This window comes from Paenibacillus sp. FSL H7-0703 (assembly GCF_038003485.1).
GTDB lineage: Bacteria > Bacillota > Bacilli > Paenibacillales > Paenibacillaceae > Paenibacillus > Paenibacillus polymyxa_B.
In genome coordinates, this window is the sequence record NZ_JBBOPF010000001.1 from 3,981,016 (window position 1) to 4,004,711 (window position 23,696).

Annotated in this window: 36 protein-coding genes; all 36 read left to right on the forward strand. The window is 45.3% G+C overall.

Annotated features, from left to right (window positions below; genetic code table 11):
• Window positions 1–84 precede the first annotated feature (84 nt).
• Window positions 85–3,699 (forward strand): DNA-directed RNA polymerase subunit beta', encoded by a 3,615-nt coding sequence (rpoC, locus tag MHB46_RS17515; RefSeq protein WP_029514492.1) that lies wholly within the window; start codon window positions 85–87, stop codon window positions 3,697–3,699.
• 217 nt (window positions 3,700–3,916) lie between these two features.
• Window positions 3,917–4,168, forward strand: a complete 252-nt coding sequence (locus tag MHB46_RS17520; protein ID WP_007432588.1) for a ribosomal L7Ae/L30e/S12e/Gadd45 family protein — start codon at window positions 3,917–3,919, stop codon at window positions 4,166–4,168.
• 144 nt (window positions 4,169–4,312) lie between these two features.
• Window positions 4,313–4,735, forward strand: a complete 423-nt coding sequence (gene rpsL / locus MHB46_RS17525; protein ID WP_007432587.1) for a 30S ribosomal protein S12 — start codon at window positions 4,313–4,315, stop codon at window positions 4,733–4,735.
• Between the two features lie 50 nt (window positions 4,736–4,785).
• Window positions 4,786–5,256 (forward strand): 30S ribosomal protein S7, encoded by a 471-nt coding sequence (rpsG, locus tag MHB46_RS17530; protein WP_007432586.1) that lies wholly within the window; start codon window positions 4,786–4,788, stop codon window positions 5,254–5,256.
• Window positions 5,257–5,302: 46 nt separating this feature from the next.
• Window positions 5,303–7,381: an elongation factor G gene (gene fusA / locus MHB46_RS17535; protein WP_029514491.1), complete on the forward strand. Its 2,079-nt coding sequence runs from the start codon at window positions 5,303–5,305 to the stop codon at window positions 7,379–7,381.
• Between the two features lie 94 nt (window positions 7,382–7,475).
• Window positions 7,476–8,666 (forward strand): elongation factor Tu, encoded by a 1,191-nt coding sequence (gene tuf, locus MHB46_RS17540; protein WP_023990558.1) that lies wholly within the window; start codon window positions 7,476–7,478, stop codon window positions 8,664–8,666.
• A 338-nt stretch (window positions 8,667–9,004) separates the two neighbouring features.
• Window positions 9,005–9,313 carry a 30S ribosomal protein S10 gene (rpsJ, locus tag MHB46_RS17545; RefSeq protein ID WP_005544556.1) on the forward strand — a complete coding sequence of 103 codons (309 nt, stop codon included), beginning with the start codon at window positions 9,005–9,007 and terminating at the stop codon, window positions 9,311–9,313.
• A gap of 32 nt (window positions 9,314–9,345) precedes the next feature.
• A complete protein-coding gene (gene rplC, locus MHB46_RS17550) occupies window positions 9,346–9,969 on the forward strand; it encodes a 50S ribosomal protein L3 (protein WP_013312161.1) in 624 nt (207 codons plus the stop codon).
• A gap of 26 nt (window positions 9,970–9,995) precedes the next feature.
• Window positions 9,996–10,619, forward strand: a complete 624-nt coding sequence (gene rplD, locus MHB46_RS17555) for a 50S ribosomal protein L4 (RefSeq protein WP_013312160.1) — start codon at window positions 9,996–9,998, stop codon at window positions 10,617–10,619.
• Window positions 10,619–10,909, forward strand: coding sequence for a 50S ribosomal protein L23 (rplW, locus tag MHB46_RS17560; RefSeq protein WP_013312159.1), 291 nt, complete (start codon window positions 10,619–10,621; stop codon window positions 10,907–10,909). Before rplD ends, rplW begins: the two co-directional genes overlap by 1 nt.
• A 30-nt stretch (window positions 10,910–10,939) precedes the next feature.
• The gene (rplB, locus tag MHB46_RS17565; protein WP_013312158.1) at window positions 10,940–11,770 is read left to right on the forward strand and encodes a 50S ribosomal protein L2; all 831 of its coding nucleotides are present in this window, start codon (window positions 10,940–10,942) and stop codon (window positions 11,768–11,770) included.
• Between the two features lie 72 nt (window positions 11,771–11,842).
• Complete coding sequence (gene rpsS, locus MHB46_RS17570; RefSeq protein WP_007432579.1) at window positions 11,843–12,121, forward strand: 30S ribosomal protein S19; 279 nt, start codon at window positions 11,843–11,845, stop codon at window positions 12,119–12,121.
• Window positions 12,122–12,157: 36 nt separating this feature from the next.
• Window positions 12,158–12,490 carry a 50S ribosomal protein L22 gene (rplV, locus tag MHB46_RS17575; protein ID WP_013312157.1) on the forward strand — a complete coding sequence of 111 codons (333 nt, stop codon included), beginning with the start codon at window positions 12,158–12,160 and terminating at the stop codon, window positions 12,488–12,490.
• Between the two features lie 13 nt (window positions 12,491–12,503).
• Window positions 12,504–13,169 carry a 30S ribosomal protein S3 gene (gene rpsC / locus MHB46_RS17580; protein WP_013312156.1) on the forward strand — a complete coding sequence of 222 codons (666 nt, stop codon included), beginning with the start codon at window positions 12,504–12,506 and terminating at the stop codon, window positions 13,167–13,169.
• A gap of 2 nt (window positions 13,170–13,171) precedes the next feature.
• Window positions 13,172–13,606, forward strand: coding sequence for a 50S ribosomal protein L16 (gene rplP, locus MHB46_RS17585; RefSeq protein WP_007432576.1), 435 nt, complete (start codon window positions 13,172–13,174; stop codon window positions 13,604–13,606).
• Entirely contained in the window at window positions 13,596–13,793 is a 198-nt protein-coding gene (gene rpmC / locus MHB46_RS17590; protein WP_007432575.1) for a 50S ribosomal protein L29, read from the forward strand. The genes rplP and rpmC overlap by 11 nt, the downstream gene beginning before the upstream one ends.
• A gap of 50 nt (window positions 13,794–13,843) precedes the next feature.
• Window positions 13,844–14,107, forward strand: a complete 264-nt coding sequence (rpsQ, locus tag MHB46_RS17595; RefSeq protein WP_007432574.1) for a 30S ribosomal protein S17 — start codon at window positions 13,844–13,846, stop codon at window positions 14,105–14,107.
• A 34-nt stretch (window positions 14,108–14,141) separates the two neighbouring features.
• Window positions 14,142–14,510, forward strand: a complete 369-nt coding sequence (gene rplN, locus MHB46_RS17600; RefSeq protein ID WP_007432573.1) for a 50S ribosomal protein L14 — start codon at window positions 14,142–14,144, stop codon at window positions 14,508–14,510.
• A gap of 36 nt (window positions 14,511–14,546) precedes the next feature.
• Window positions 14,547–14,900: a 50S ribosomal protein L24 gene (gene rplX, locus MHB46_RS17605; protein ID WP_013312155.1), complete on the forward strand. Its 354-nt coding sequence runs from the start codon at window positions 14,547–14,549 to the stop codon at window positions 14,898–14,900.
• Between the two features lie 31 nt (window positions 14,901–14,931).
• Window positions 14,932–15,477, forward strand: coding sequence for a 50S ribosomal protein L5 (gene rplE, locus MHB46_RS17610; RefSeq protein WP_007432571.1), 546 nt, complete (start codon window positions 14,932–14,934; stop codon window positions 15,475–15,477).
• Window positions 15,478–15,553: 76 nt separating this feature from the next.
• Window positions 15,554–15,739 (forward strand): type Z 30S ribosomal protein S14, encoded by a 186-nt coding sequence (locus tag MHB46_RS17615; protein WP_010348808.1) that lies wholly within the window; start codon window positions 15,554–15,556, stop codon window positions 15,737–15,739.
• Window positions 15,740–15,771: 32 nt separating this feature from the next.
• Window positions 15,772–16,170 carry a 30S ribosomal protein S8 gene (gene rpsH / locus MHB46_RS17620; RefSeq protein ID WP_007432570.1) on the forward strand — a complete coding sequence of 133 codons (399 nt, stop codon included), beginning with the start codon at window positions 15,772–15,774 and terminating at the stop codon, window positions 16,168–16,170.
• Between the two features lie 33 nt (window positions 16,171–16,203).
• Entirely contained in the window at window positions 16,204–16,746 is a 543-nt protein-coding gene (gene rplF / locus MHB46_RS17625) for a 50S ribosomal protein L6 (protein ID WP_013312152.1), read from the forward strand.
• 115 nt (window positions 16,747–16,861) lie between these two features.
• On the forward strand, window positions 16,862–17,230 hold the full coding sequence (gene rplR / locus MHB46_RS17630; protein ID WP_007432568.1) for a 50S ribosomal protein L18: 369 nt from the start codon (window positions 16,862–16,864) through the stop codon (window positions 17,228–17,230).
• Between the two features lie 27 nt (window positions 17,231–17,257).
• Window positions 17,258–17,755 (forward strand): 30S ribosomal protein S5, encoded by a 498-nt coding sequence (gene rpsE, locus MHB46_RS17635; protein ID WP_013312151.1) that lies wholly within the window; start codon window positions 17,258–17,260, stop codon window positions 17,753–17,755.
• A gap of 12 nt (window positions 17,756–17,767) precedes the next feature.
• Window positions 17,768–17,953 carry a 50S ribosomal protein L30 gene (gene rpmD, locus MHB46_RS17640; RefSeq protein ID WP_013312150.1) on the forward strand — a complete coding sequence of 62 codons (186 nt, stop codon included), beginning with the start codon at window positions 17,768–17,770 and terminating at the stop codon, window positions 17,951–17,953.
• 43 nt (window positions 17,954–17,996) lie between these two features.
• Window positions 17,997–18,437 (forward strand): 50S ribosomal protein L15, encoded by a 441-nt coding sequence (gene rplO / locus MHB46_RS17645; RefSeq protein ID WP_013312149.1) that lies wholly within the window; start codon window positions 17,997–17,999, stop codon window positions 18,435–18,437.
• Complete coding sequence (secY, locus tag MHB46_RS17650; protein ID WP_061831397.1) at window positions 18,437–19,735, forward strand: preprotein translocase subunit SecY; 1,299 nt, start codon at window positions 18,437–18,439, stop codon at window positions 19,733–19,735. Before rplO ends, secY begins: the two co-directional genes overlap by 1 nt.
• Before the next feature lie 90 nt (window positions 19,736–19,825).
• Window positions 19,826–20,470, forward strand: a complete 645-nt coding sequence (locus MHB46_RS17655; RefSeq protein WP_061831398.1) for an adenylate kinase — start codon at window positions 19,826–19,828, stop codon at window positions 20,468–20,470.
• A gap of 5 nt (window positions 20,471–20,475) precedes the next feature.
• Window positions 20,476–21,015 carry a M24 family metallopeptidase gene (locus tag MHB46_RS17660; protein WP_328800966.1) on the forward strand — a complete coding sequence of 180 codons (540 nt, stop codon included), beginning with the start codon at window positions 20,476–20,478 and terminating at the stop codon, window positions 21,013–21,015.
• Window positions 21,016–21,024: 9 nt separating this feature from the next.
• Window positions 21,025–21,333 (forward strand): KOW domain-containing RNA-binding protein, encoded by a 309-nt coding sequence (locus tag MHB46_RS17665; protein WP_013312145.1) that lies wholly within the window; start codon window positions 21,025–21,027, stop codon window positions 21,331–21,333.
• Window positions 21,334–21,335: 2 nt separating this feature from the next.
• The gene (gene infA, locus MHB46_RS17670) at window positions 21,336–21,551 is read left to right on the forward strand and encodes a translation initiation factor IF-1 (protein ID WP_006212898.1); all 216 of its coding nucleotides are present in this window, start codon (window positions 21,336–21,338) and stop codon (window positions 21,549–21,551) included.
• Window positions 21,552–21,669: 118 nt separating this feature from the next.
• Window positions 21,670–21,783, forward strand: coding sequence for a 50S ribosomal protein L36 (gene rpmJ / locus MHB46_RS17675; RefSeq protein WP_003333770.1), 114 nt, complete (start codon window positions 21,670–21,672; stop codon window positions 21,781–21,783).
• 21 nt (window positions 21,784–21,804) lie between these two features.
• The gene (gene rpsM, locus MHB46_RS17680; protein WP_007432560.1) at window positions 21,805–22,173 is read left to right on the forward strand and encodes a 30S ribosomal protein S13; all 369 of its coding nucleotides are present in this window, start codon (window positions 21,805–21,807) and stop codon (window positions 22,171–22,173) included.
• A gap of 19 nt (window positions 22,174–22,192) precedes the next feature.
• Window positions 22,193–22,588, forward strand: a complete 396-nt coding sequence (gene rpsK, locus MHB46_RS17685; RefSeq protein ID WP_013312144.1) for a 30S ribosomal protein S11 — start codon at window positions 22,193–22,195, stop codon at window positions 22,586–22,588.
• A 135-nt stretch (window positions 22,589–22,723) separates the two neighbouring features.
• Window positions 22,724–23,668, forward strand: a complete 945-nt coding sequence (locus MHB46_RS17690) for a DNA-directed RNA polymerase subunit alpha (RefSeq protein ID WP_007432558.1) — start codon at window positions 22,724–22,726, stop codon at window positions 23,666–23,668.
• Window positions 23,669–23,696 lie beyond the last annotated feature (28 nt).

Below are 23,696 nucleotides of genomic sequence, written 5' to 3' on the forward strand. Positions count from 1 at the left end.
TGGATCAGGTTTCTTGATACCGCCCGGTGCTGCTGGGCGGTATCAAACCTAAAAACTCAGGATTTGGTTAAGGAGGGTTGCTCCTTGTTGGACGTTAACAATTTCGAATATATGAAAATCGGGCTTGCTTCCCCCGAAAAGATTCGTTCTTGGTCCCGCGGAGAAGTCAAAAAACCGGAGACGATTAACTATCGTACGCTTAAACCGGAAAAAGAAGGACTATTTTGCGAGAAAATTTTCGGACCTACGAAAGACTGGGAATGTCATTGCGGTAAGTACAAACGTGTACGCTATAAAGGTGTTGTCTGTGACCGTTGTGGAGTAGAAGTTACTCGCGCTAAGGTTCGCCGTGAGCGTATGGGCCATATTGAGTTGGCTGCTCCTGTATCGCACATTTGGTACTTTAAAGGCATTCCAAGTCGTATGGGTCTTGCTCTTGATATGTCTCCAAGATCTCTGGAAGAGATCATTTACTTCGCATCTTATGTTGTAACCGATCCAGGAGATACGCCTTTGGAGAAAAAGCAACTCCTGTCTGAGAAAGAATACCGTAGCTACCGTGAGAAATACGGCTATGGCTTCCAGGCAGGTATGGGTGCTGAAGCGGTTAAAAAGCTTCTTCAAGATTTGGATATAGATAAAGAGTTAGAATTCTTGAAAGAAGAGCTGCGTACAGCTCAAGGACAACGTCGTAACCGTGCGATCAAACGCCTTGAAGTTATTGAGGCATTCCGTAACTCCGGCAACCAACCGGATTGGATGATCATGGACGTACTTCCTGTTATTCCTCCTGAGCTTCGTCCGATGGTACAGTTGGATGGTGGTCGTTTCGCTACCTCTGACCTTAACGACTTGTATCGTCGTGTTATTAACCGTAATAACCGTCTGAAACGGTTGTTAGATCTAGGTGCGCCAGATATTATCGTGCAAAATGAAAAACGGATGTTGCAGGAAGCTGTTGACGCCTTGATTGATAATGGTCGTCGTGGTCGTCCTGTTACAGGTCCAGGTAACCGTCCTTTGAAATCCCTCAGCCACATGCTGAAAGGTAAACAAGGACGTTTCCGTCAGAACTTGCTCGGAAAACGTGTTGACTACTCTGGTCGTTCCGTTATCGTTGTAGGCCCGTACTTGAAAATGTATCAATGCGGTTTGCCAAAAGAAATGGCACTGGAACTGTTCAAACCTTTTGTTATGAAGGAACTGGTGAACAAAGGTTTGGCGCACAATATCAAGAGCGCGAAGCGTAAAGTAGAGCGTGTGAGTGCAGAAGTATGGGATGTGCTGGAAGAAGTAATCAAGGAGCATCCAGTTCTTCTGAACCGTGCCCCTACGCTGCATAGACTCGGTATCCAGGCGTTCGAACCGATTTTGGTTGAAGGCCGTGCGATTCGTCTGCATCCGCTCGTATGTACTGCATATAATGCCGACTTTGACGGTGACCAAATGGCTGTTCACGTTCCGTTGTCTGCGGAAGCCCAAGCTGAAGCTCGTTTGCTTATGCTAGCATCCGGGAACATTTTGAATCCGAAAGACGGCAAGCCAGTTGTTACACCTTCCCAGGATATGGTTCTTGGTTCTTTCTATCTGACTATGGATAACAAAGAAGAAGAAGGAAGCAATATGATCCTTCGCAACATGAATGAAGCTATATCGGCTTACCAACGTGGTACAGCTGGACTTCATGCTCGTGTAGCTATTCCGGTTAAAGCTTTGAATAAAACGAGCTTTACGGAAAAACAACAGGAAGCGATGTTGATCACAACGGTTGGTAAAATTATCTTTAATGAAATTTTCCCGGCAAGCTTCCCGTACATCAATGATGCTACCCGTGCGAACCTGCTTTATGGTACTGCGGAGGAGTTCTTTGTTTACGAGAAGGGTGTAAATCTTACAGAAGCCATTCAAAACGCTCCGCAAGCTAGTGGGGTAGGCAAGGATTACCTTGGTAATATCATTGCCCGTTGTTTTGAGACTTACCATACAACAGAAACAGCTGTAATTCTGGATAAAATCAAGCAGCTTGGCTTTACGTATTCCACTCGTGCAGGGGTAACCGTTGCTGTATCGGACGTAATCGTGCCGGTGGAAAAACAAGAGATTCTTAAGGGATCCGAAGACAAAGCGCAAGTTGTAACGAATCAGTACCGTCGTGGTCTGATTACGAATGAAGAACGCTATGACCGGATTATCGACATTTGGTCTAAAGCGAAAGATGATATTACCGAAGTATTGATGAAGTCCATGGATCGCTACAACTCCATCATGATGATGGTGGACTCCAAAGCGCGGGGTAACAAATCACAGATTACTCAGCTCGGCGGTATGCGTGGTCTGATGGCCAATCCATCCGGACGTATTATCGAACTCCCAATCAAATCAAACTTCCGTGAAGGTCTGACAGTACTCGAGTACTTCATCTCCACTCACGGAGCGCGTAAAGGTTTGGCGGATACAGCCCTTCGTACGGCTGACTCCGGTTACCTGACTCGTCGTCTCGTAGATGTGGCACAGGATGTTATCGTGCGCGAAGAAGACTGCGGAACGGATAAAGGCTTCACAGTAAGTCGTATCCAGGATGGTAAAGAAGTAATTGAGGATCTATATGACCGTCTGGAAGGTCGCTATTGCTTTGAAACAGTACGTCATCCTGAGACTGGCGAGATTTTGGCTAGACGTAACGAATTGATTGACTCCGATAAAGCCGAAGCGATTGTTAAAGCTGGTGTACACAAAGTTCAGATTCGTTCTGTACTAAGTTGCCGTGCTAAACATGGCGTCTGCAAGAAATGTTACGGTCGCAATCTGGCTACTGGTAAACACGTTGAGATTGGTGAAGCAGTTGGTATCATCGCTGCACAATCCATCGGTGAGCCAGGAACACAGCTTACTATGCGTACGTTCCACACAGGCGGCGTAGCGGGTGACGATATTACACAAGGTTTGCCTCGTATCCAGGAGCTTTTTGAAGCACGTAATCCTAAAGGTCAGGCAACTATTAGTGAAATTGACGGTACAGTTAAAGAAGTTCGTGAAGGTAAAGACCGCCGTGAGATCGACATTCAGGGTGAAGCCGAAACGAAAACATACTCAGTAACGTATGGTTCCCGCCTGCGCGTAAGCGAAGGTATGACTGTTGAAGCTGGGGACGAACTGACAGATGGTTCGATTGATCCTAAAGAAATGCTACGTATTAAAGGTATTCGCGGGGTACAGAACTATATCCTTCAGGAAGTTCAACGCGTATACCGGAACCAGGGCGTAGAAATCAACGACAAGCACGTAGAAGTTATGATTCGTCAAATGTTGCGTAAAATCCGTATCATTGATGCGGGCGACACGATCTTACTTCCAGGCTCCTTTGTTGATGTCCATGAGTATGAAAATGCAAACAAGATAGCGATTCTCAGCGGCCAAGAACCAGCGGTAGCCAAGCCGGTACTGCTCGGTATTACCAAGGCATCTCTGGAAACTGACTCCTTCTTGTCAGCAGCCTCCTTCCAGGAAACTACTCGTGTCCTGACTGATGCAGCTATTAAAGGCAAGGTCGATCAGTTGCTTGGACTGAAAGAGAACGTAATTATTGGTAAATTGATTCCTGCGGGAACAGGTATGAACCGTTACCGTAGCGTGAAATTTGCCCAACCGGAAGAGGGGCAGTCTCCATCTGAGGAGCTTGAACCAATTTCGGCCGAGTAATATAAAAATAGTATGATTGCCGGAACACCGTAGACATAGGCTTTGCATAAAAGCTACAGCAGACGGTGCTCCGGTGCTTTATCAAAAATGAAACGTTCTATTCTGTTTAAATGAATTATAGTTTATAATTGTCTTGACATTACTTATAGTCAATGCTAATATAGCAAAGGTGCGTGAGCAGCCTATATGCTATTGGGTCTTTTCGGAGGAATGAGATATGTCTAAAGAACAAGGACTGCAAGATGCTCATGTCAAAATCGGTACCAAACAAACCATTCGTATGGTAGAATTGGGCTTTGCCTCAGAAGTATATGTGGCAGAAGACGCAGATCAGCGTCTCACTTCCAACATCATTGCTTTGTGCAACAAGCAAGGAGTCAAAGTGACTCTCGTAGACACAATGAAAAATCTCGGAGCTGCATGTGGGATTGAAGTGGGAGCCGCAATGGCTGCTATCGTAAAACAATAGGGTAAGGAACGTTTTTGTCTAAGGAATTGTTATTCTTGGCGGCAAAGACTTTTCATTTGTTCTTTTATGAACCGCCTGGGTCTGTGGGCTTAGATAAGGTTTGTAAAGTAACAGCAAAAATTGAGGAAGGGGGTGGCAACCAACATGCCAACTATTAACCAACTGGTTCGTAAAGGACGTCAAGCCAAAATCGAGAAATCGAAATCACCGGCTTTGCAAAAAGGTTTTAATGCCTTGAAACGTGAAGCTACCGACATCAGTGCCCCGCAAAAACGCGGAGTGTGCACTCGTGTAGGTACTATGACTCCGAAAAAACCAAACTCCGCACTTCGTAAATATGCTCGTGTTCGCTTGACGAACCGTGTAGAGGTGACTGCTTACATTCCAGGTATTGGACATAACCTTCAAGAACACAGCGTAGTGCTGATTCGCGGCGGTCGTGTAAAAGACCTTCCGGGTGTGCGTTACCACATCGTTCGCGGTGCTTTGGACACTGCAGGCGTAAACAACCGCATGCAAGCTCGTTCCAAATACGGCGCAAAACGCCCTAAAGCTAAAAAATCCTAATGAATATAAACCGCGTATGTCGGTTTAACATGTAAGAAAGGGGGATATCCATGCCACGCAAAGGTCCAGTTACCAAAAGAGACGTGTTGCCAGATCCGGTATACAACAGCAAGTTGGTTACCCGCTTGATCAACCGCATCATGCTCGACGGAAAACGAGGCGTTGCTCAAAGCATTCTGTACAATGCGTTCAAGCTTATCCAAGAACGTACGGGGAATGACCCGATGGAAGTTTTTGAAGCAGCTATCAAGAATATCATGCCAGTCCTGGAAGTTAAAGCACGCCGTGTCGGCGGTGCCAACTACCAAGTACCAATCGAGGTAAAACCAGAAAGACGTACGTCCCTGGGATTACGTTGGCTCGTAAACTACTCCCGCAACCGCGGTGAGAAAACCATGGAAGAGCGTTTGGCGGCTGAAATTATTGATGCTTCCAACAACACAGGCGCTTCCGTGAAAAAACGTGAAGACACGCACAAAATGGCTGAAGCGAACAAAGCGTTTGCTCACTATCGTTGGTAGGATTCAGCTCAAAAAAAAACTTCAATTTTGAAGGGAGACCCATTTCATGGCAAGAGAGTTCTCCTTGAAAAATACACGTAATATCGGGATCATGGCTCATATTGACGCGGGTAAAACCACAACAACAGAGCGGATCTTGTTCTACACAGGCCGTACGCACAAAATCGGTGAAGTTCACGAAGGCGCTGCGACAATGGACTGGATGGAACAAGAACAAGAGCGCGGAATCACGATTACTTCCGCTGCGACGACCGCTGCCTGGAAAGGTCACCGCGTCAATATCATCGACACCCCGGGGCATGTTGACTTCACTGTTGAAGTTGAACGTTCCCTTCGTGTATTGGACGGAGCAGTTGGTGTTTTCAGTGCGAAAGAAGGCGTTGAGCCTCAGTCCGAAACCGTATGGAGACAGGCTGATCGCTACGGCGTTCCACGGATCGCATATGTAAACAAAATGGATATCATTGGTGCCGACTTCCTGAATGTTGTCTCTGACATGCGTGATCGCCTTCAAGCGAACGCAGTTGCGATTCAATTGCCAATCGGCGCAGAAAATGATTTTACTGGTATTATCGATATCGTTGAACAAAAAGCTCATATGTACAAAGATGATCTTGGTCAAGATATCGAAGAAGTAGAAGTTCCTGCGGAATTCAAAGATCAAGTTGAAGAACTTCGTAATGAATTGATCGAGAAGGTTGCTGAACTGGACGAAGAATTGACAATGAAATACCTGGAAGGCGAAGAAATTTCGGTTGCCGAAATTAAAGCCGCTCTCCGTAAAGGTGTTGTAGAAGTTAAAATCTTCCCAGTTATCTGTGGATCTTCTTACCGCAATAAAGGTGTTCAGCTGATGTTGGATGCTGTTCTCGACTATTTGCCGGCTCCTATTGATGTGCCAAGTATTCAAGGGCATTTGGAAGACGGTACGGAAGTTGAACGTCACTCTTCCGATGAAGAGCCATTCTCCGCATTGGCATTCAAAATCATGACGGATCCTTACGTTGGTAAGTTGACATTCTTCCGCGTATACTCCGGTGTTCTTCAATCCGGTTCTTACGTATTGAATGCAACAAAAGGTAAACGCGAACGTATCGGACGTATTCTTCAAATGCATGCGAACAGTCGTCAAGAAATCACTGTAGTTTACTCTGGTGATATTGCGGCTGCCGTAGGTTTGAAAGATACAGGTACAGGTGATACACTGTGTGATGAGAAGAGTCCTGTTATTCTCGAGTCCATGAACTTCCCTGATCCGGTTATCGAAATCGCGGTTGAGCCTAAAACCAAAGCTGACCAAGATAAAATGTCTGTAGCTCTCGGTAAGTTGACTGAAGAGGATCCAACTCTTCGTGCTCATACTAACGAAGAAACAGGTCAAACCATCTTAGCGGGTATGGGTGAGCTTCACTTGGACATCATCATTGACCGTATGCGTCGTGAGTTCAAGGTAGAAACAAACGTGGGTAAACCACAGGTTGCTTACCGTGAAACGTTCCGTGCTCCAGCACGTGTCGAAGGTAAATTCGTTCGTCAGTCCGGTGGTCGTGGTCAATATGGTCACGTATGGGTTGAGTTCGAACCGCTCGAGCCAGGTACTGGTAGTCAATTCGAAAGTAAGGTAGTCGGCGGCTCTGTTCCTAGAGAGTACATCGCTCCTGCTCTTGCTGGTATTGAGGAACAAATGAAAAACGGCGTTATCGCAGGCTTCCCGCTTGTGGACGTTAAAGCTACAATCGTGGACGGATCATACCATGATGTCGATTCCAATGAAATGGCATTTAAAATTGCCGGATCAATGGCGCTGAAAGCAGCGAAAGACAAATGTAAACCAGTATTGCTCGAGCCGATTATGAAAGTTGAAGTAACGGTTCCTGAGGAATATATGGGTGACGTAATGGGTATGTTGAACTCCCGTCGTGGTCGGATTGAAGGTATGGATTCCCGCAGTGGAGCTCAAATCATTCGTGCGAAGGTGCCTTTGTCCGAAATGTTCGGATACTCGACTACACTTCGCTCCGGTACACAAGGACGCGGCGTGTTCTCTATGGAACTCTCTCATTATGAAGAAGTACCGAAGAGCATTGCTGAAGAGATCGTTGCCAAAACCAAAGGCGGCGAGTAATACAATGTATCAGCTGACCGGTATGCTTAAGGTTTTACCAAAAAGGCATCCGGCAGCCTAAAATAAAACAAGTTATTGAGGAGGAATTGTTCAAATGGCAAAGGCTAAGTTTGAACGTAACAAACCGCACGTTAATATCGGTACTATTGGTCACGTCGATCATGGTAAAACTACTTTGACTGCTGCAATCACAACTGTATTGTCCAAAACTTACGGTGGTGCTGCTGTAGCATTCGATCAAATCGATAAAGCTCCAGAAGAGCGCGAACGCGGTATCACAATCTCCACTGCACACGTGGAATATGAAACACCTAACCGTCACTATGCACACGTTGACTGCCCAGGTCACGCCGACTATGTTAAAAACATGATCACTGGCGCTGCACAAATGGACGGAGCGATCCTGGTTGTATCCGCAGCTGACGGCCCAATGCCGCAAACTCGTGAGCACATCCTGTTGTCCCGCCAAGTGGGTGTTCCTTACATCGTTGTATTCCTGAACAAATGCGACATGGTTGAAGACGAAGAGTTGCTGGAATTGGTTGAAATGGAAGTTCGCGACTTGCTGAGCGAGTATGACTTCCCAGGCGACGACACTCCAATCACTCGCGGTTCCGCTCGTGAAGCACTGCAAAACCCAGATGGCGACTGGGCTAAGAAAATTGTTGAAATGTTCGAAACAATCGACACTTACATCCCAACTCCAGAACGCGACACTGACAAGCCTTTCCTTATGCCTGTCGAGGACGTATTCTCCATCACTGGTCGTGGTACAGTTGCTACAGGCCGTGTAGAGCGTGGTACAGTTAAAGTGGGCGACGAAATCGAAATCATCGGTATTCAAGAAGAATCCCGTAAATCCGTAGTAACAGGCGTAGAAATGTTCCGCAAATTGCTTGATTCCGCTCAAGCTGGTGACAACATTGGCGCACTGCTTCGCGGTGTAGATCGTGCACAAATCGAGCGTGGCCAAGTATTGGCTAAGCCAGGTTCTGTTAACCCACATACAGAATTTTCTGCTCAAATCTACGTTTTGACTAAAGAAGAAGGCGGACGTCACAAACCTTTCTTCACTGGTTACCGTCCACAGTTCTACTTCCGTACAACTGACGTAACTGGTATCATTACTTTGCCAGAAGGTTCTGAAATGGTAATGCCTGGTGATAACATCACGGTTACTGTTCAACTGATCAACCCGATCGCTATCGAAGAAGGAACTAAGTTCTCTATTCGTGAAGGTGGACGTACAGTTGGCGCTGGTGCCGTAGCAACAATCTCCAAATAAGAAGGCTTTAGCCTTTAAATAGAGTAACAGTGTACTGGAACGAGTAACGTTGTATTGGAACGAAGCTAAACGAGCCCCTGCCCTGGTGCGGGGGCTTTTCTCTTGGGGAAAATCGCGAGTGCGAGCACAACTGCATCTTTTGAAAATAAGATGCATTGTTTTTTCGTTTTTGCTTGCAATAGGCAGAACTATTCGATATAATAACTAATGTTGTTTGTGACTGTGCGATGATGTGAGAGGTTACTGACACACCCGGCCCCTTTGCCATGGGAGGGCTGTCGGAAAATTTTCACGGAGTATGTCCGATACCAAATTGGGCGATAGAAGGAGGGACTAAAATGGCAAAGCAAAAAATTCGTATTCGTTTGAAAGCTTACGATCATAGAATTCTTGATCAATCCGCTGAGAAAATTGTTGAAACAGCTAAACGTTCGGGCGCAGGTGTATCCGGGCCAATTCCGCTGCCAACTGAAAAACAAATCATTACTATTCTCCGTGCGGTACACAAGTACAAGGATTCTCGGGAGCAGTTCGAAATGCGCACACACAAGCGTTTGATCGACATTGTTAACCCGACTCCACAAACTGTGGATGCCTTGATGCGCTTGGACCTGCCGTCCGGTGTAGATATCGAAATTAAATTGTAATATGTAATTAGGAAAAGAAATGAGGTGTCAACATGAAAGGTATCTTAGGAAAAAAACTCGGAATGACTCAAGTGTTTACCCCTGAAGGTAACGTACTTGCTGTTACGGTTATCGAAGCAGGTCCTTGTGTTGTTCTGCAAAAGAAAGATCTGGAAAACGATGGATACGAAGCTATCCAACTCGGTTTCTCTGATAAGAAAGAAAAAAGATCCAACAAACCTGAAGCAGGACATGCGAAAAAAGCAAATACTGCACCTAAGCGCTACGTTCGTGAACTTCGTGGCATCGACCTTGCTGCGTACGAGGTTGGCCAAGAACTGAAGGCTGATGTCTTCACAGAAGGCGAGTTCGTTGACGTAACAGGTATTTCTAAAGGTAAAGGTTTTGCCGGCGTTATCAAACGTTGGGGACAAAGCCGCGGACCAATGGCACACGGATCGCGTTACCACAGAGGTCCAGGTTCTATGGGTTCCATTCAAGCTAACCGCGTTCCTAAAGGTAAACACCTTCCAGGACACATGGGGCATGAAACGGTAACGATCCAACGTCTTGAAGTTGTTAAGATCGATACAGAACGTAATGTATTGCTCGTGAAAGGTTCCATTCCAGGACCTAAAAATAGCTTCGTTAAAGTATTAGAAACGGTGAAAAAATAAACAACTGAAGAAAGGAGGAACACGAAATGCCAAAAGTAGCACTATTTAATATTAGCGGCAGCCAAGTTGGTGAAATTGAATTGAACGACGCAGTGTTCGGTATCGAGCCGAATAAGCACGTTCTTCATGACGCTGTTGTTATGCAATTGGCTTCCCTGCGTCAAGGTACTCACAAAGTAAAAGGACGTTCTGAAGTACGTGGTGGCGGACGTAAACCTTGGAAACAAAAAGGTACTGGCCGCGCTCGTCAAGGTTCGATTCGTGCACCGCAATGGGTTGGTGGCGGTACTGTATTCGGTCCGACTCCACGCAGCTATGCTTACAAATTGCCTAAAAAAGTTCGTCGTCTGGCGATCAAATCGGCGTTGTCATCCAAAGTGATTGAGAATGAAATTATCGTATTGGACGCTCTTACACTGAACGGACCTAAAACGAAAGAATTCGCAGCCATTTTGAATAACCTTAAAGCTGATCGTAAAGCATTGATCGTAGCTCCTAGCTATGATGATAATGTAGCACTGTCCGCTCGTAATATTCCTGGTGTGAAGTTTGTAGCCGCAGACGGCATTAATGTTCTTGATGTGCTCGGACACGACAAACTGATCATTACGAAGGAAGCAGTTCAGAAGGTAGAGGAGGTGCTCGCGTAATGAAGGATCCTCGTGATATTATCAAACGTCCGGTTATCACCGAACGTACGGCTGGTATGATGAATGACTTGAAATACGTTTTCGAGGTTGACATTCGTTCTAACAAAGTCGAAGTTAAAAAAGCAATCGAAGCCATTTTTAACGTGAAAGTAAGTAACGTAAATACGCTTCGTGTTCCTGCAAAACCAAAACGCTACGGACGTCATTCCGGCTATACGAGCGAGTGGAAAAAAGCGTTCGTAACGCTGAGCAAAGACAGTAAGCCGCTTGAGTTTTTTGAAACGGTATAATTGAAACTGTAAAGTAAGGAGGGAAACTCAGTGCCAATTAAAAAGTATAAACCAACGTCCCCGGCCAGACGTGCTATGTCTGTATCTACTTTCGAGGAGATTACAACTAATCAGCCCGAGAAATCGTTGCTGGCACCTCTGAGCAAGCAAGCTGGACGCAATAACCAAGGTAAAATTACAGTTCGTCATCAAGGCGGCGGACACAAACGTAAATACCGTATTATTGACTTCAAACGTAACAAAGATGGAATACCGGGCCGCGTTGCTACGATCGAATATGATCCAAACCGTACGTCCAACATCGCACTTATCCACTATGTGGATGGTGAAAAACGTTACATCATCGCTCCTAAAGGTCTGAAAGTAGGAGACGAAGTGGTATCCGGTGCAGGTTCCGATATCAAAATCGGTAACTCCTTGCCGTTGGAAAACATTCCAGTAGGTACGGTTATCCACAACATCGAATTGAAACCGGGTAAAGGTGGCCAACTCGTTCGCGCCGCTGGTACGGAAGCCCAACTTCTTGGTAAAGAAGAAAAGTATGTTACAATTCGTTTGACTTCTGGTGAAGTTCGCCGCATTCTGAAAGTTTGCCGCGCTACAATTGGTTCTGTAGGTAACGAAGACCACGAACTGGTGAAAATCGGTAAAGCTGGTCGTAGTCGCTGGTTGGGACAACGTCCTGAAGTTCGCGGTGTTGTAATGAACCCTAACGATCACCCACACGGTGGTGGTGAAGGTCGCGCTCCAATCGGACGTAAATCTCCAATGTCTCCATGGGGTAAACCAACCCTTGGTTACAAGACGCGTAAAAAAGGTAAAGCATCTGATAAGTACATCGTTCGTCGTCGTACTAAGTAATAAAACGTGCGCTTAAGTCGCACGTTAACATATTAAGGAACGACTACGTTTTAACGAAGGGAGGATTCATAAATGGGTCGCAGTCTCAAAAAAGGACCATTCATTGATGGTTACCTGTTGAAAAAAGTAGAGGTTTTGAACGAGTCGGACAAAAAAGTGGTAATCAAAACTTGGTCCCGTCGCTCTACGATTTTCCCACAATTTATCGGACATACGTTTGGTGTATACGATGGTCGTAAACACGTGCCAGTATACGTAACGGAAGATATGGTCGGACACAAATTGGGCGAATTTGCTCCAACACGTACGTACAAAGGCCATACGGATGACGATAAGAAAACAAGAAGATAATCAACACAGCGTAGTGTTTGAGAGGAGGTAAACTCAATGGAAGCAAAAGCACATGCTAAGTCCGTACGGATTTCTGCTCGCAAAGTGAAACTTGTTATCGATTTGATTCGCGGTAAGCAGGTTGGTGAGGCGATCGCAATTCTTCGTCACACTCCAAAGTCCGCTTCTCCAGTCGTTGAGAAATTGTTGAATTCTGCGATTGCAAATGCAGATCACAACTACTCTTTGGACGTAAATAAATTGGTAGTATCTCAGGTTTTTGTAAACCAAGGTCCTACAATGAAACGATTCCGCCCGCGTGCAATGGGTCGTGCAAGTCGCATCAACAAACGCACCAGTCATATTACTCTGGTGGTATCTGAAAAATAAGGAGGGAAAACGTGTGGGCCAAAAGGTAAATCCCGTCGGACTCCGAATCGGTATTATCCGTGATTGGGAATCCAAATGGTATGCAGGCAAAGATTTCGGTGATCTTTTGCTGGAAGACGTTAGAATTCGTGAACATCTGAAAAAAAGATTGAAAGACTCCGCTGTATCCCGTGTTGAAATCGAGAGAGCAGCTAACCGTGTCAACGTAACGATTCACACTGCGAAGCCAGGTATGGTTATCGGTAAGGGTGGTTCCGAAGTTGAAAATCTGCGTAATGAAATTACTAAAATCGCAGGCGGTAAAAAGGTACACATCAATATTTCTGAAATTAAAAATCCTGAACTGGATGCAATTCTGGTTGCTGAAAGCATTGCACAACAATTGGAACGTCGTGTTTCTTTCCGTCGTGCTTTGAAACAAGCAATTCAAAGAACTATGCGTTCCGGAGCAAAAGGAATTAAAACTCAAGTAGGCGGACGTCTTGGCGGTGCCGAAATCGCTCGTTCCGAAGGGTACAGCGAAGGAACTGTTCCACTGCATACGCTTCGTGCCGACATTGACTATGGTACAGCGGAAGCTCATACTACTTACGGTCGTCTTGGCGTAAAAGTATGGATCTATCGTGGAGAGGTTCTTCCTCCAGCTAAGAAACAAGCTCCTCAGGAAGGAGGCAACTAATCATGTTGGTACCAAAACGCGTAAAACATCGTAAACAACAACGTGGTCATATGAAGGGTCGTGCAAAAGGCGGTACTACACTGAACTTTGGTGAGTACGGTTTGCAAGCTACTGAACCTGCATGGATTACTAACCGTCAAATCGAAGCTGCACGTATTGCGATGACTCGTTACATCAAACGTGGTGGTAAGGTTTGGATTAAAATTTTCCCTGACAAACCAATTACTCAGAAGCCTCTTGAGGTTCGTATGGGTAGTGGTAAAGGTAACGTAGAAAAATGGGTTGCAGTAGTGAAACCAGGCAAGATTATGTTCGAACTTGCTGGTGTTCCGGAAGAGATTGCTCGTGAAGCAATGCGTCTTGCCGCTCACAAACTGCCAATCAAAACTAAGTTTGTGAAACGTGAAGAATTGGGTGGTGAAGCAAATGAAGGCTAGTGAATTCCGCAACCTAACCACTGCTGAAATCGAACAAAAGATCTCCGGTTTTAAAGAAGAACTTTTCAACCTTCGTTTTCAACTCGCTACCGGTCAGCTTGATAACCCGACTCGGATCGGCGCTGTGCGTAAGGAAATTGCTCGTGCTAAAACTGTGATCCGTGAAAGAGAACTTGGGATTAGCTAAGATATCAGACCGGGTGGAAAATCCGCCTGTAATTAGGAAGGAGGCCAACAATGAGCGAACGTAATGCCCGTAAAGTATTAGTCGGTAAAGTAGTCAGCGACAAAATGGATAAAACGATTGTGATTGCTGTAGAAACTTACAAAAAACATGATCTCTACCATAAACGCATTAAAGTAACTAAGAAATTCAAAGCTCATGATGAAAACAACACCGCACAAATTGGTGATACTGTTAAAATCATGGAAACTCGCCCTTTGTCCAAAGACAAAAACTGGAGACTGGTCGAAATCGTTGAAAAAGCTGTTATAATCTAATGTAGTGTAGTTTTTCCGAAAGGAGGATAAATAAATGATTCAACCATTTACACGTTTGACTGTAGCTGACAATTCCGGCGCGAAGGAACTGATGTGTATCCGTGTGCTCGGTGGTACGGGACGTCGTACAGCTCAAATTGGTGACCTGATCGTTTGTTCCGTAAAACAAGCAACACCAGGCGGCGTTGTCAAAAAGGGTGATGTAGTAAGAGCGGTTGTTGTTCGTACTAAACGTTCTATCCGCCGTAAAGACGGTTCCTACATCGGATTTGACGAAAACGCAGCAGTGGTCGTTAAAGAAGACAAGAGCCCACGTGGTACTCGTATTTTCGGACCAGTTGCTCGCGAACTTCGTGACAAGGACTTCATGAAAATCGTTTCCTTGGCTCCGGAAGTGATCTAAACTCACCTTAAAATGTGCCCGTAGGAGGTGTACGAAATGCCAAAAGTGAAAAAAGTTCTGGAATCCCATAACAACAAGCTGCACGTCAAAAAAGACGACACTGTTCTGGTGATTACAGGTAAAGATAAAGGTAAAAAAGGTCGCGTTATCGCTGCTTACCCTCGTCAAAACCGTGTGCTTGTGGAAGGTGTTAACATGATTAAAAAACACCAAAAGCCTAATCAGCTGAATCCACAAGGCGGCATCATCGAGAAAGAAGCTCCGATTCACGTTTCCAACGTTATGCACATTGATCCGAAGAGCGGAAAAGTAACCCGTGTTGGTTATAAAGTTTTGGACAACGGAAAAAAAGTGCGCATTGCAAAACGTTCTGGCGAAGTGATCGACTAATTATTTTTTGAAGAAAGGAGGTATATGATTCATGGCTACAACAAGAATGAAAGAACGTTTCTTGAAAGAAATCACTCCTGCTTTGATGCAGAAGTTCAACTATACAACAGTGATGCAAGTGCCTAAAATCGAGAAAGTTGTAATCAACATGGGTGTTGGCGACGCAGTCCAAAACTCCAAAGTACTTGATTCAGCTCTCAACGACATGCAGCTGATCGCTGGTCAAAAACCAGTAATCACTCGCGCAAAAAAATCTATTGCAGGTTTTAAATTGCGTGAAAACATGCCGATCGGTGTAAAGGTAACACTTCGTGGCGAGCGTATGTATTATTTCTTGGACAAATTGTTCAACATTACTCTTCCTCGCGTACGTGACTTCCATGGTGTATCGACAAAAGCTTTTGACGGACGTGGTAACTACACGCTTGGTCTGAAAGAACAGTTGATCTTCCCGGAAATCGAGTATGATCAAGTTGATAAAGTTCGTGGTATGGACATCGTTATCGTAACGACTGCCAAAACTGACGAAGAGTCCCGTGAGCTTCTGACTCAGCTGGGCATGCCTTTCGCAAAATAATGTTGGCATAACGTTTCGGGCGTCTAATTTTAAAGACACCCTGTTCTCCGAAACTATTTAGGAGGTGTCAGGCTAAGTGGCAAAAACTTCAATGAAAGTCAAACAACAACGCGCACCAAAGTTTAAAGTTCGTGCTTACACTCGTTGCGAGCGTTGTGGTCGTCCACATTCGGTACTGCAAAAGTTTAAGATCTGCAGAATTTGCTTCCGTGAATTAGCTTATAAAGGCCAGATTCCTGGCGTGAAAAAAGCAAGCTGGTAAAAAGTCCTGTTTGGGAAGGAGGTTTATACACAATGACTATGTCTGATCCAATTGCAGATATGCTTACTCGTATTCGTAACGCGAACACAGTTCGTCACGAAACAGTAGAAATGCCTGCATCTACAATGAAAAAACAAATCGCCGACATCCTGAAACGTGAAGGATTCATTCGTGATGCGGAATTTGTTGAAGATAGCAAACAAGGGATCATCCGTATTTTCTTGAAATACGGTGCAAACAACGAGCGTGTTATTACAGGTTTGAAAAGAATCAGTAAACCAGGTCTTCGCGTTTACACGAAGAGCAATGAGATTCCACGCGTACTGGGTGGACTCGGGATCGCAATCATTTCAACATCCAAAGGTATCATGACTGACAAAGAAGCGCGTCAGTCCAAAGCCGGCGGAGAAGTTGTTTGCTACGTTTGGTAAGATAACGTTTAAAAGATAGGAGGTGCAACAGATATGTCCCGTATTGGTCGTAAACCAATCACAGTACCAAGTGGTGTTGACGTGACTTTGAACAACACAGCAATCACAGTTAAAGGTCCTAAAGGAACATTGACTCGTGAGCTTCATAAAGACATGTCCGTTACTGTGGAAAACAATGAAATTAATGTAGTTCGTCCTTCGGACAACAAACTTCACCGCTCTTTGCATGGAACAACCCGCAGCGTTGTCAACAACATGGTAAGTGGTGTAACTGAAGGGTTTTCAAAATCTCTGGAGCTGGTTGGGGTCGGATATCGTGCAAGCAAATCCGGAGATAAAATCGTTCTGAACGTTGGATACTCTCACCCGGTTGAAATCACACCGGAAGCGGGCATCGAATTCGAAGTTCCTTCGAACACTAAAATCATCGTTCGCGGAATTGATAAAGAGCGTGTAGGTGCCTACGCTGCTAAAATTCGTTCCGTTCGTGAACCTGAACCGTACAAAGGTAAAGGGATTAAATACGAAGGCGAGCGCATCATTCGTAAAGAAGGTAAAGCCGGTAAGAAGAAATAAGTTTCTTACCGACTTTGTGCGGTCTTTCTGCTGGAAAGACTTCGTACTTCTTTTTTACCCAGTGCGTCTTAGTATAAAGTTTTAAAAGGCAAACTGAAGGGAGTGAAAACTTGAGATGATTACAAAACAAGATAAAAATAAAGCACGTGTCAGAAGACATCTGCGTGTACGTAAGAAAATCGAAGGTACGGCTGTACGTCCTCGTTTGAACGTGTTCCGTTCTTCCAAGCATATCTACGCACAACTGATTGATGATGTAGCTGGTGTAACATTGGTATCTGCATCCACTATGGATAAAGAACTGAGCAGCGAAATCAAAAACGGCGGTAGTGTAGAAGCAGCTCGTAAAGTTGGCGAACTCGTTGCTAAACGTGCGAAAGAAAAAGGTCATGCTAACATCGTATTTGACCGTGGTGGATACTTGTATCATGGACGGATTCAAGCTTTGGCTGATGCAGCTCGCGAAGCAGGCCTTGAATTCTAAGACATTTCTCAAAAGGAGGTTAACGACTTGCGTGTAGATCCGAATACTTTGGAACTGACTGAAAGAGTAGTAAATATTAATCGTGTAGCTAAAGTTGTCAAAGGCGGACGCCGTTTCAGCTTCAGTGCTCTGGTAGTAGTGGGCGACGGCAACGGCTGGGTAGGCGCTGGAATCGGTAAAGCTGGCGAAGTACCTGATGCAATTCGCAAAGGTATTGAAGATGCTAAGAAAAACCTGGTTCACGTTCCACTCGTAGGAACAACAATTCCTCACCTTGTTACAGGTAAGTTCGGTGCTGGCCGGGTTCTGTTGAAACCGGCATCGGAAGGTACTGGAGTTATCGCTGGTGGTCCGGTTCGTGCTGTACTGGAACTTGCTGGTGTAGGTGATATCTTGACAAAATCTTTGGGTTCTTCGAATTCCATGAATATGGTCAATGCGACTTTGGAAGGTTTGTCCCGCTTGAAACGCGCTGAAGAAGTTGCAAAATTGCGCGGCAAATCCATCGAAGAGCTGCTGGGCTAAGGAGGGAATATCATGGCGAAATTAGAAATTACCCTCGTTCGTTCGTTGATCGGCCGTCCTGGTAATCAGAGAACGACTGTTAAAACGCTCGGCTTGCGTAAAATCAACCATAAAGTAGTTCAACCCGACAATGCAGCTATTCGCGGGATGATTAATCAAGTTAGCCATTTGGTTTCTGTTAAAGAAATTGAGGCTTAAGAAATAAAGTATTTTAACAATAATCAAGGAGGTGCAACGAACGATGAAGTTACATGAGCTTTCCCCAGCTCCAGGCTCTCGCAAAGAACGTAAACGTTTGGGTCGTGGTCCTAGTAGCGGTACGGGTAAAACTTCTGGTCGTGGTCATAAAGGTCAAAACGCTCGTTCCGGCGGTGGTGTACGTCCGGGCTTCGAGGGTGGTCAAAACCCACTGTATCGTCGCTTGCCTAAACGCGGTTTCGTAAATCCTACTCGTAAAGAGTATGCGGTTTTGAATATCGAAGATTTGAACAGTTTTGCAGCGGGTACAGAAGTAAGCCCTGAGTTTTTGCTGAACAATGGCATTGTGAAAAACGCCAAATCCGGAATTAAAATTCTGGGTAACGGTGAAATCACTGTGAAATTGACAGTTAAAGCGAACAAGTTCTCTCAATCTGCGGTAGAGAAAATTGAAGCTGCCGGCGGTAAAACCGAGGTGATCTAATGTTCAAGACCCTGAAAAATATATGGCGGGTTGAGGATCTTAGAACCCGAATCCTGTTTACCCTGTTTATACTCTTTGTATATCGTATTGGCTCCTTCGTGCCGGTTCCCGGCGTGAACAAGCAAGTCTTTACTTCTCAGGATCAGGCAGGAAGCGAGTTGTTTGGACTCCTTAACACCTTCTCAGGGGGCGCATTGTATCAGTTTTCGATCTTCGCCCTCGGGATTATGCCATATATTACAGCGTCCATCATTGTACAGTTGCTGTCAATGGACGTGATTCCGAAACTTGCGGAATGGGCTAAACAAGGAGAGCATGGTAAAAAGAAGTTGGCTCAAATTACGCGTTATGGTACGGTAATACTTGGCCTGATTCAAGCATTCGGAACGTCAATTGGCTTTAATCGACTGTACGGTGCAGCGATGATTCCAGGAGCCACTTTTGCAGATTATCTGGTTATTGCCATTGTGCTTACAGCAGGAACTACGTTCCTTATGTGGCTCGGTGAGCAAATTACTGAAAAGGGAATCGGCAACGGTATCTCTATTGTTATCTTCGCAGGGATTGCGGCGGGTATTCCAAGACATATTCGGACGGTTGTAGAATCTCAGTTTATTCAAGCAGATCAGCTGTTTATGAATATTCTGAAGGCAATTATAATTGCCCTGGTGATTGTTCTGATTATTGTTGGTGTTATCTACATCCAGCAAGGTATTCGGAAAATCCCAGTACAATACGCGAAACGTGTAGTTGGCAACAAAATGTACGGTGGCCAGAATACGCATATTCCGATGAAAATTAATGCGGCAGGCGTTATTCCGGTAATCTTTGCGGTATCATTGCTGCAATTCCCGACAATTATTGCGAGTTTCTGGGCAGATCATGCTTGGGCTAAGTGGATTACCACTTACTTGTACTATGACAAGCCGCTGGGCATGGTTTTGTATGTCGTAATGATTATCGGTTTCACATTCTTCTATACCTTTGTACAGATGAATCCGCAGCAAATGGCCGACAATATGAAGAAGAACGGCGGTTATATTCCGGGAATTCGCCCGGGTAAGGCCACGGAGAAATACTTGACACGAGTAATGTCACGTTTGACAATGACAGGAGCTTTGTTTCTGGCAGTCATATCCGTTTTGCCGGTATTCTTCGGTTCGCTTTCGGGCTTGCCTCGTTCCGTGCAAATTGGCGGTACTTCATTGCTCATCATCATTGGTGTAGCATTGGATACAATGAAGCAAATCGAAAGCCAACTGATCAAACGCCATTACAAAGGCTTCATCAACAAATAGGCAATAGGTACCGGCTTAGGATGTTCGCATGCTTACCGGCACCTTTTGTGCTGTTTCTTGTGTAGGGGTCGTCTTGAGGAGTGACAGATTGTGAATATTTTGATCATGGGCCCTCCGGGGGCTGGTAAAGGTACACAAGCAGATGTCATTGTGAAGGAATTCGGCATTCCTCATATCTCGACAGGTGATGCTTTTCGCCTAGCGATGAAACAGGGAACACCTATTGGCATTAAAGCTAAAGAATATATCGACAAGGGTGAACTTGTTCCGGATGACGTAACAATCGGTATCGTTGAAGAACGGCTACAACAGCCAGATTGCAAGAAAGGGTTCTTGCTGGACGGTTTTCCAAGAACTTTGGCTCAAGCTGAAGCCTTGGATCAAATTTTGGGTCGTTTGAATACGAAGCTAGATGACGTCATCAACTTGAAAGTGGATAGTGACAACTTGTTGGCACGAATCACAGGACGGCGGGTTTGTAAAAGCTGCGGAACTAGCTATCATATTGTCTTTAATCCTCCTAAGGTTGAAGGCATTTGCGATAAAGACGGTGGGGAACTCTATCAGCGTCCTGACGATAATGAAGATAGCGTAAGAACACGACTTGAAGAATATAGTAATAAAACAGCACCACTCCTCACGTTTTATGAGAACCAGAATCTTCTGCGTCATATTGACGGAGAACAGGATATTGATGTGGTTTCCCAAAATATCGTGTCCTTGTTGCGGGGTTAGCTGTAATGATCATTTGCAAGTCGGGGACGGAATCAAGCTTAATGAGGAAAGCTAAGAGAATAGATACGGAGACGGATCATCTCTTGGCAGGACACATCGAGCCCGGTATTACGACCGGTGAACTTGATCATTTAGCTGATCGGTATATTCGCAGTCAGGGAGCTGTGCCGTCTTTTAAAGGTTATAACGGTTTTCCTGCTAGCATTTGCGCTTCAGTCAACGAACAACTGGTGCACGGATTTCCCGGCAAACGCAAGTTAAACAAAGGCGATATCATCGCGAAAACTCGCCAGTTTACAATGTCGCATGCCATTCGGCAATATATTGAGAATCCAAACCGTGGTATTCCTGAGCAGGGGCCGAGGCTGAAAACCGGCATTGGGCTGGCTATTGAATCTATGATTCAGATAGGTTCTCACCATGTAGGGACGCTGGAAGACAACTGGACGGTCGTTACGATGAACGTAACCTCATGTGCTCATAACGAGCAAGCGGTGACGTACGAAACGGGCGGCATGGATATTTTCACGAAACTGAGTGCGTAGGTGATTGGAATGATTCAGCAAGGAAACCTGCAAATCGGTCAGCTGGTGAAGATTCTGAAGGGCAGAGGTGCCGGACAGATTGCGGTTGTCGTTTCAGTAGCAGATAGCAGGTTTGTATATATTGCGGATGGGGATAAACGAAAGTTTGATCAAGCGAAGAAGAAAAATGTTCTTCATTTGGTGCCTCAGCCAAAGATTAGTAGCGAGATTGTAAACAGTTTAAACGAAAGCGGTCGGGTGACGAACGGAAAGCTGCGACATGCAGTGAAAACTTTCCTGGACTCGTCCGAATACCAAGCTGAAGAGAAAGGAGACTGACTTTGGCCAAAGAAGATGTCATTGAGGTTGAAGGTACGGTAATCGAGCCACTACCGAACGCTACGTTCAAGGTAGAGCTGGAGAACGGTCATCAAATTCTTGCTCATGTTTCCGGAAAGCTGCGGATGCACTTTATCCGTATTTTGACAGGCGACAAGGTGGTTGTACAGTTATCGCCTTACGATTTAACCAAAGGCCGTATAACGTACCGCAAGTAATTCATGCAGGTTTTTATTAAACGTATGTCATTTAAAAAAACTTGTTTTGCTCGGCAAAACGATGTGAATGTTCACGAAGCGAGTTTTACCAGGGTAAAGCTTGGAGGAGGTAATCAACATGAAGGTAAGACCTTCTGTAAAACCTATTTGCGAAAAATGCAAAGTCATTCGCCGCAAAGGGAATGTAATGGTTATTTGCGAAAATCCGAAACACAAACAAAAACAAGGTTAATAGAAGGGGGTGTAGCGTAAAATGGCTCGTATAGCTGGTGTGGATTTGCCACGTGACAAACGCGTTGAGATCGCCTTGACTTACATTTTCGGAATCGGTAAAACGACTTCTCAGAAAATCTTGAAGGAAACAGGCATCAGTGCAAACACGCGTGTTCGTGATTTGACTGAAGATGAAGTGAGCAAATTACGTGAAACGATCGACAAAGAAGTTAAAGTAGAAGGCGATCTGCGTCGTGAAATTTCCTTGAATATTAAACGTCTGACTGAGATTGGCTGCTACCGTGGTGTTCGTCACCGTCGTGGATTGCCTGTTCGCGGACAACGTACTAAAACTAATGCTCGTACCCGTAAAGGTCCTCGTCGGACTGTAGCGAACAAAAAGAAATAAGAAGGGAGGATAACATTCAATGGCTAAACCGAAAAAAGTTGTACGTACAAAACGCCGTGACCGTAAAAATATCGAGACTGGCGTGGCACACATCCGTTCCACGTTCAACAACACGATCGTTACGATCACAGATCCACACGGTAACGCAATCTCTTGGGCCAGCTCAGGCGGCATGGGATTCCGTGGTTCCCGTAAATCTACTCCATTCGCAGCACAAATGGCCGCAGAAACTGCTGCTAAAGCTGCTATGGAACACGGCATGAAAACTGTCGAAGTCATGGTTAAAGGACCTGGTGCAGGTCGCGAAGCAGCAATTCGCTCTTTGCAAGCTGCTGGTTTGGAAGTTAACCTGATTAAAGACGTAACTCCGGTACCTCATAACGGATGCCGTCCTCCAAAACGTCGTCGCGTCTAATGAGATTTCTCCTCTGCGTGTAGTATAGATCCGGCACAAACTGCCAAGAATGGATGTTTAGGTATACTGCATGATAGACTATGGATAAGGTGAATGTTTCATATAGGAGCGACGTTTTGAAGGAGGGATATTGCAGTGATAGAAATCGAAAAGCCGAAAATTGAGACGGTTGACGTCAATGATGATGGCACCTATGGAAAATTCGTAGTAGAACCGCTGGAACGCGGATACGGTACGACGCTGGGTAACTCGCTTCGCCGTATTCTGTTATCCTCGTTACCGGGGGCAGCAGTCACATCGGTTCAGATCGATGGGGTTCTGCACGAGTTTGCAACGGTTCCCGGTGTGAAGGAAGACGTAACGGAGATCATTCTGAACTTGAAAGCTTTATCGCTTAAAATCCACTCGGATGAAGAGAAAGTACTCGAAATCGATGCGGAAGGCGAAGGAGTTGTAACGGCAGGAGATATCCGTGCGGATAGTGATGTGGAAATTCTTAATCCGGATCTTCACATTGCTACGCTCGGACCGGGTTCGAGACTTCACATGCGTATTTTTGCCAATCGCGGTCGCGGTTACGTTAAGCAGGATCGGAACAAACGTGATGACCAGCCGATCGGCGTCATTCCCGTCGACTCCATCTACACTCCGATTGCACGCGTGAACTACGGCGTAGAAAATACGCGTGTCGGCCAGGTTACGAATTACGACAAGCTGACACTTGAGGTTTGGACTGACGGAAGTATTCGTCCCGAGGAAGCAGTGAGCCTTGGAGCCAAAATTTTGACTGAGCATGTGATGTTGTTCGTGGGTCTCACGGACGAGGCAAAAGATGCTGAAATTATGGTTGAAAAAGAAGAAGACAAAAAAGAAAAAGTTCTTGAAATGACGATCGAAGAGCTGGATCTCTCCGTCCGTTCCTATAACTGCCTTAAGCGCGCTGGTATCAATACGGTACAAGAACTCACGACTAAATCTGAAGAAGATATGATGAAGGTCCGTAACTTGGGTCGCAAATCTTTGGAAGAAGTACAAGAGAAGCTTGAGGAACTTGGTTTAGGACTTCGTACGGAAGAATAGTACAGCAACGTTTTTGTGAAGGAGGGGA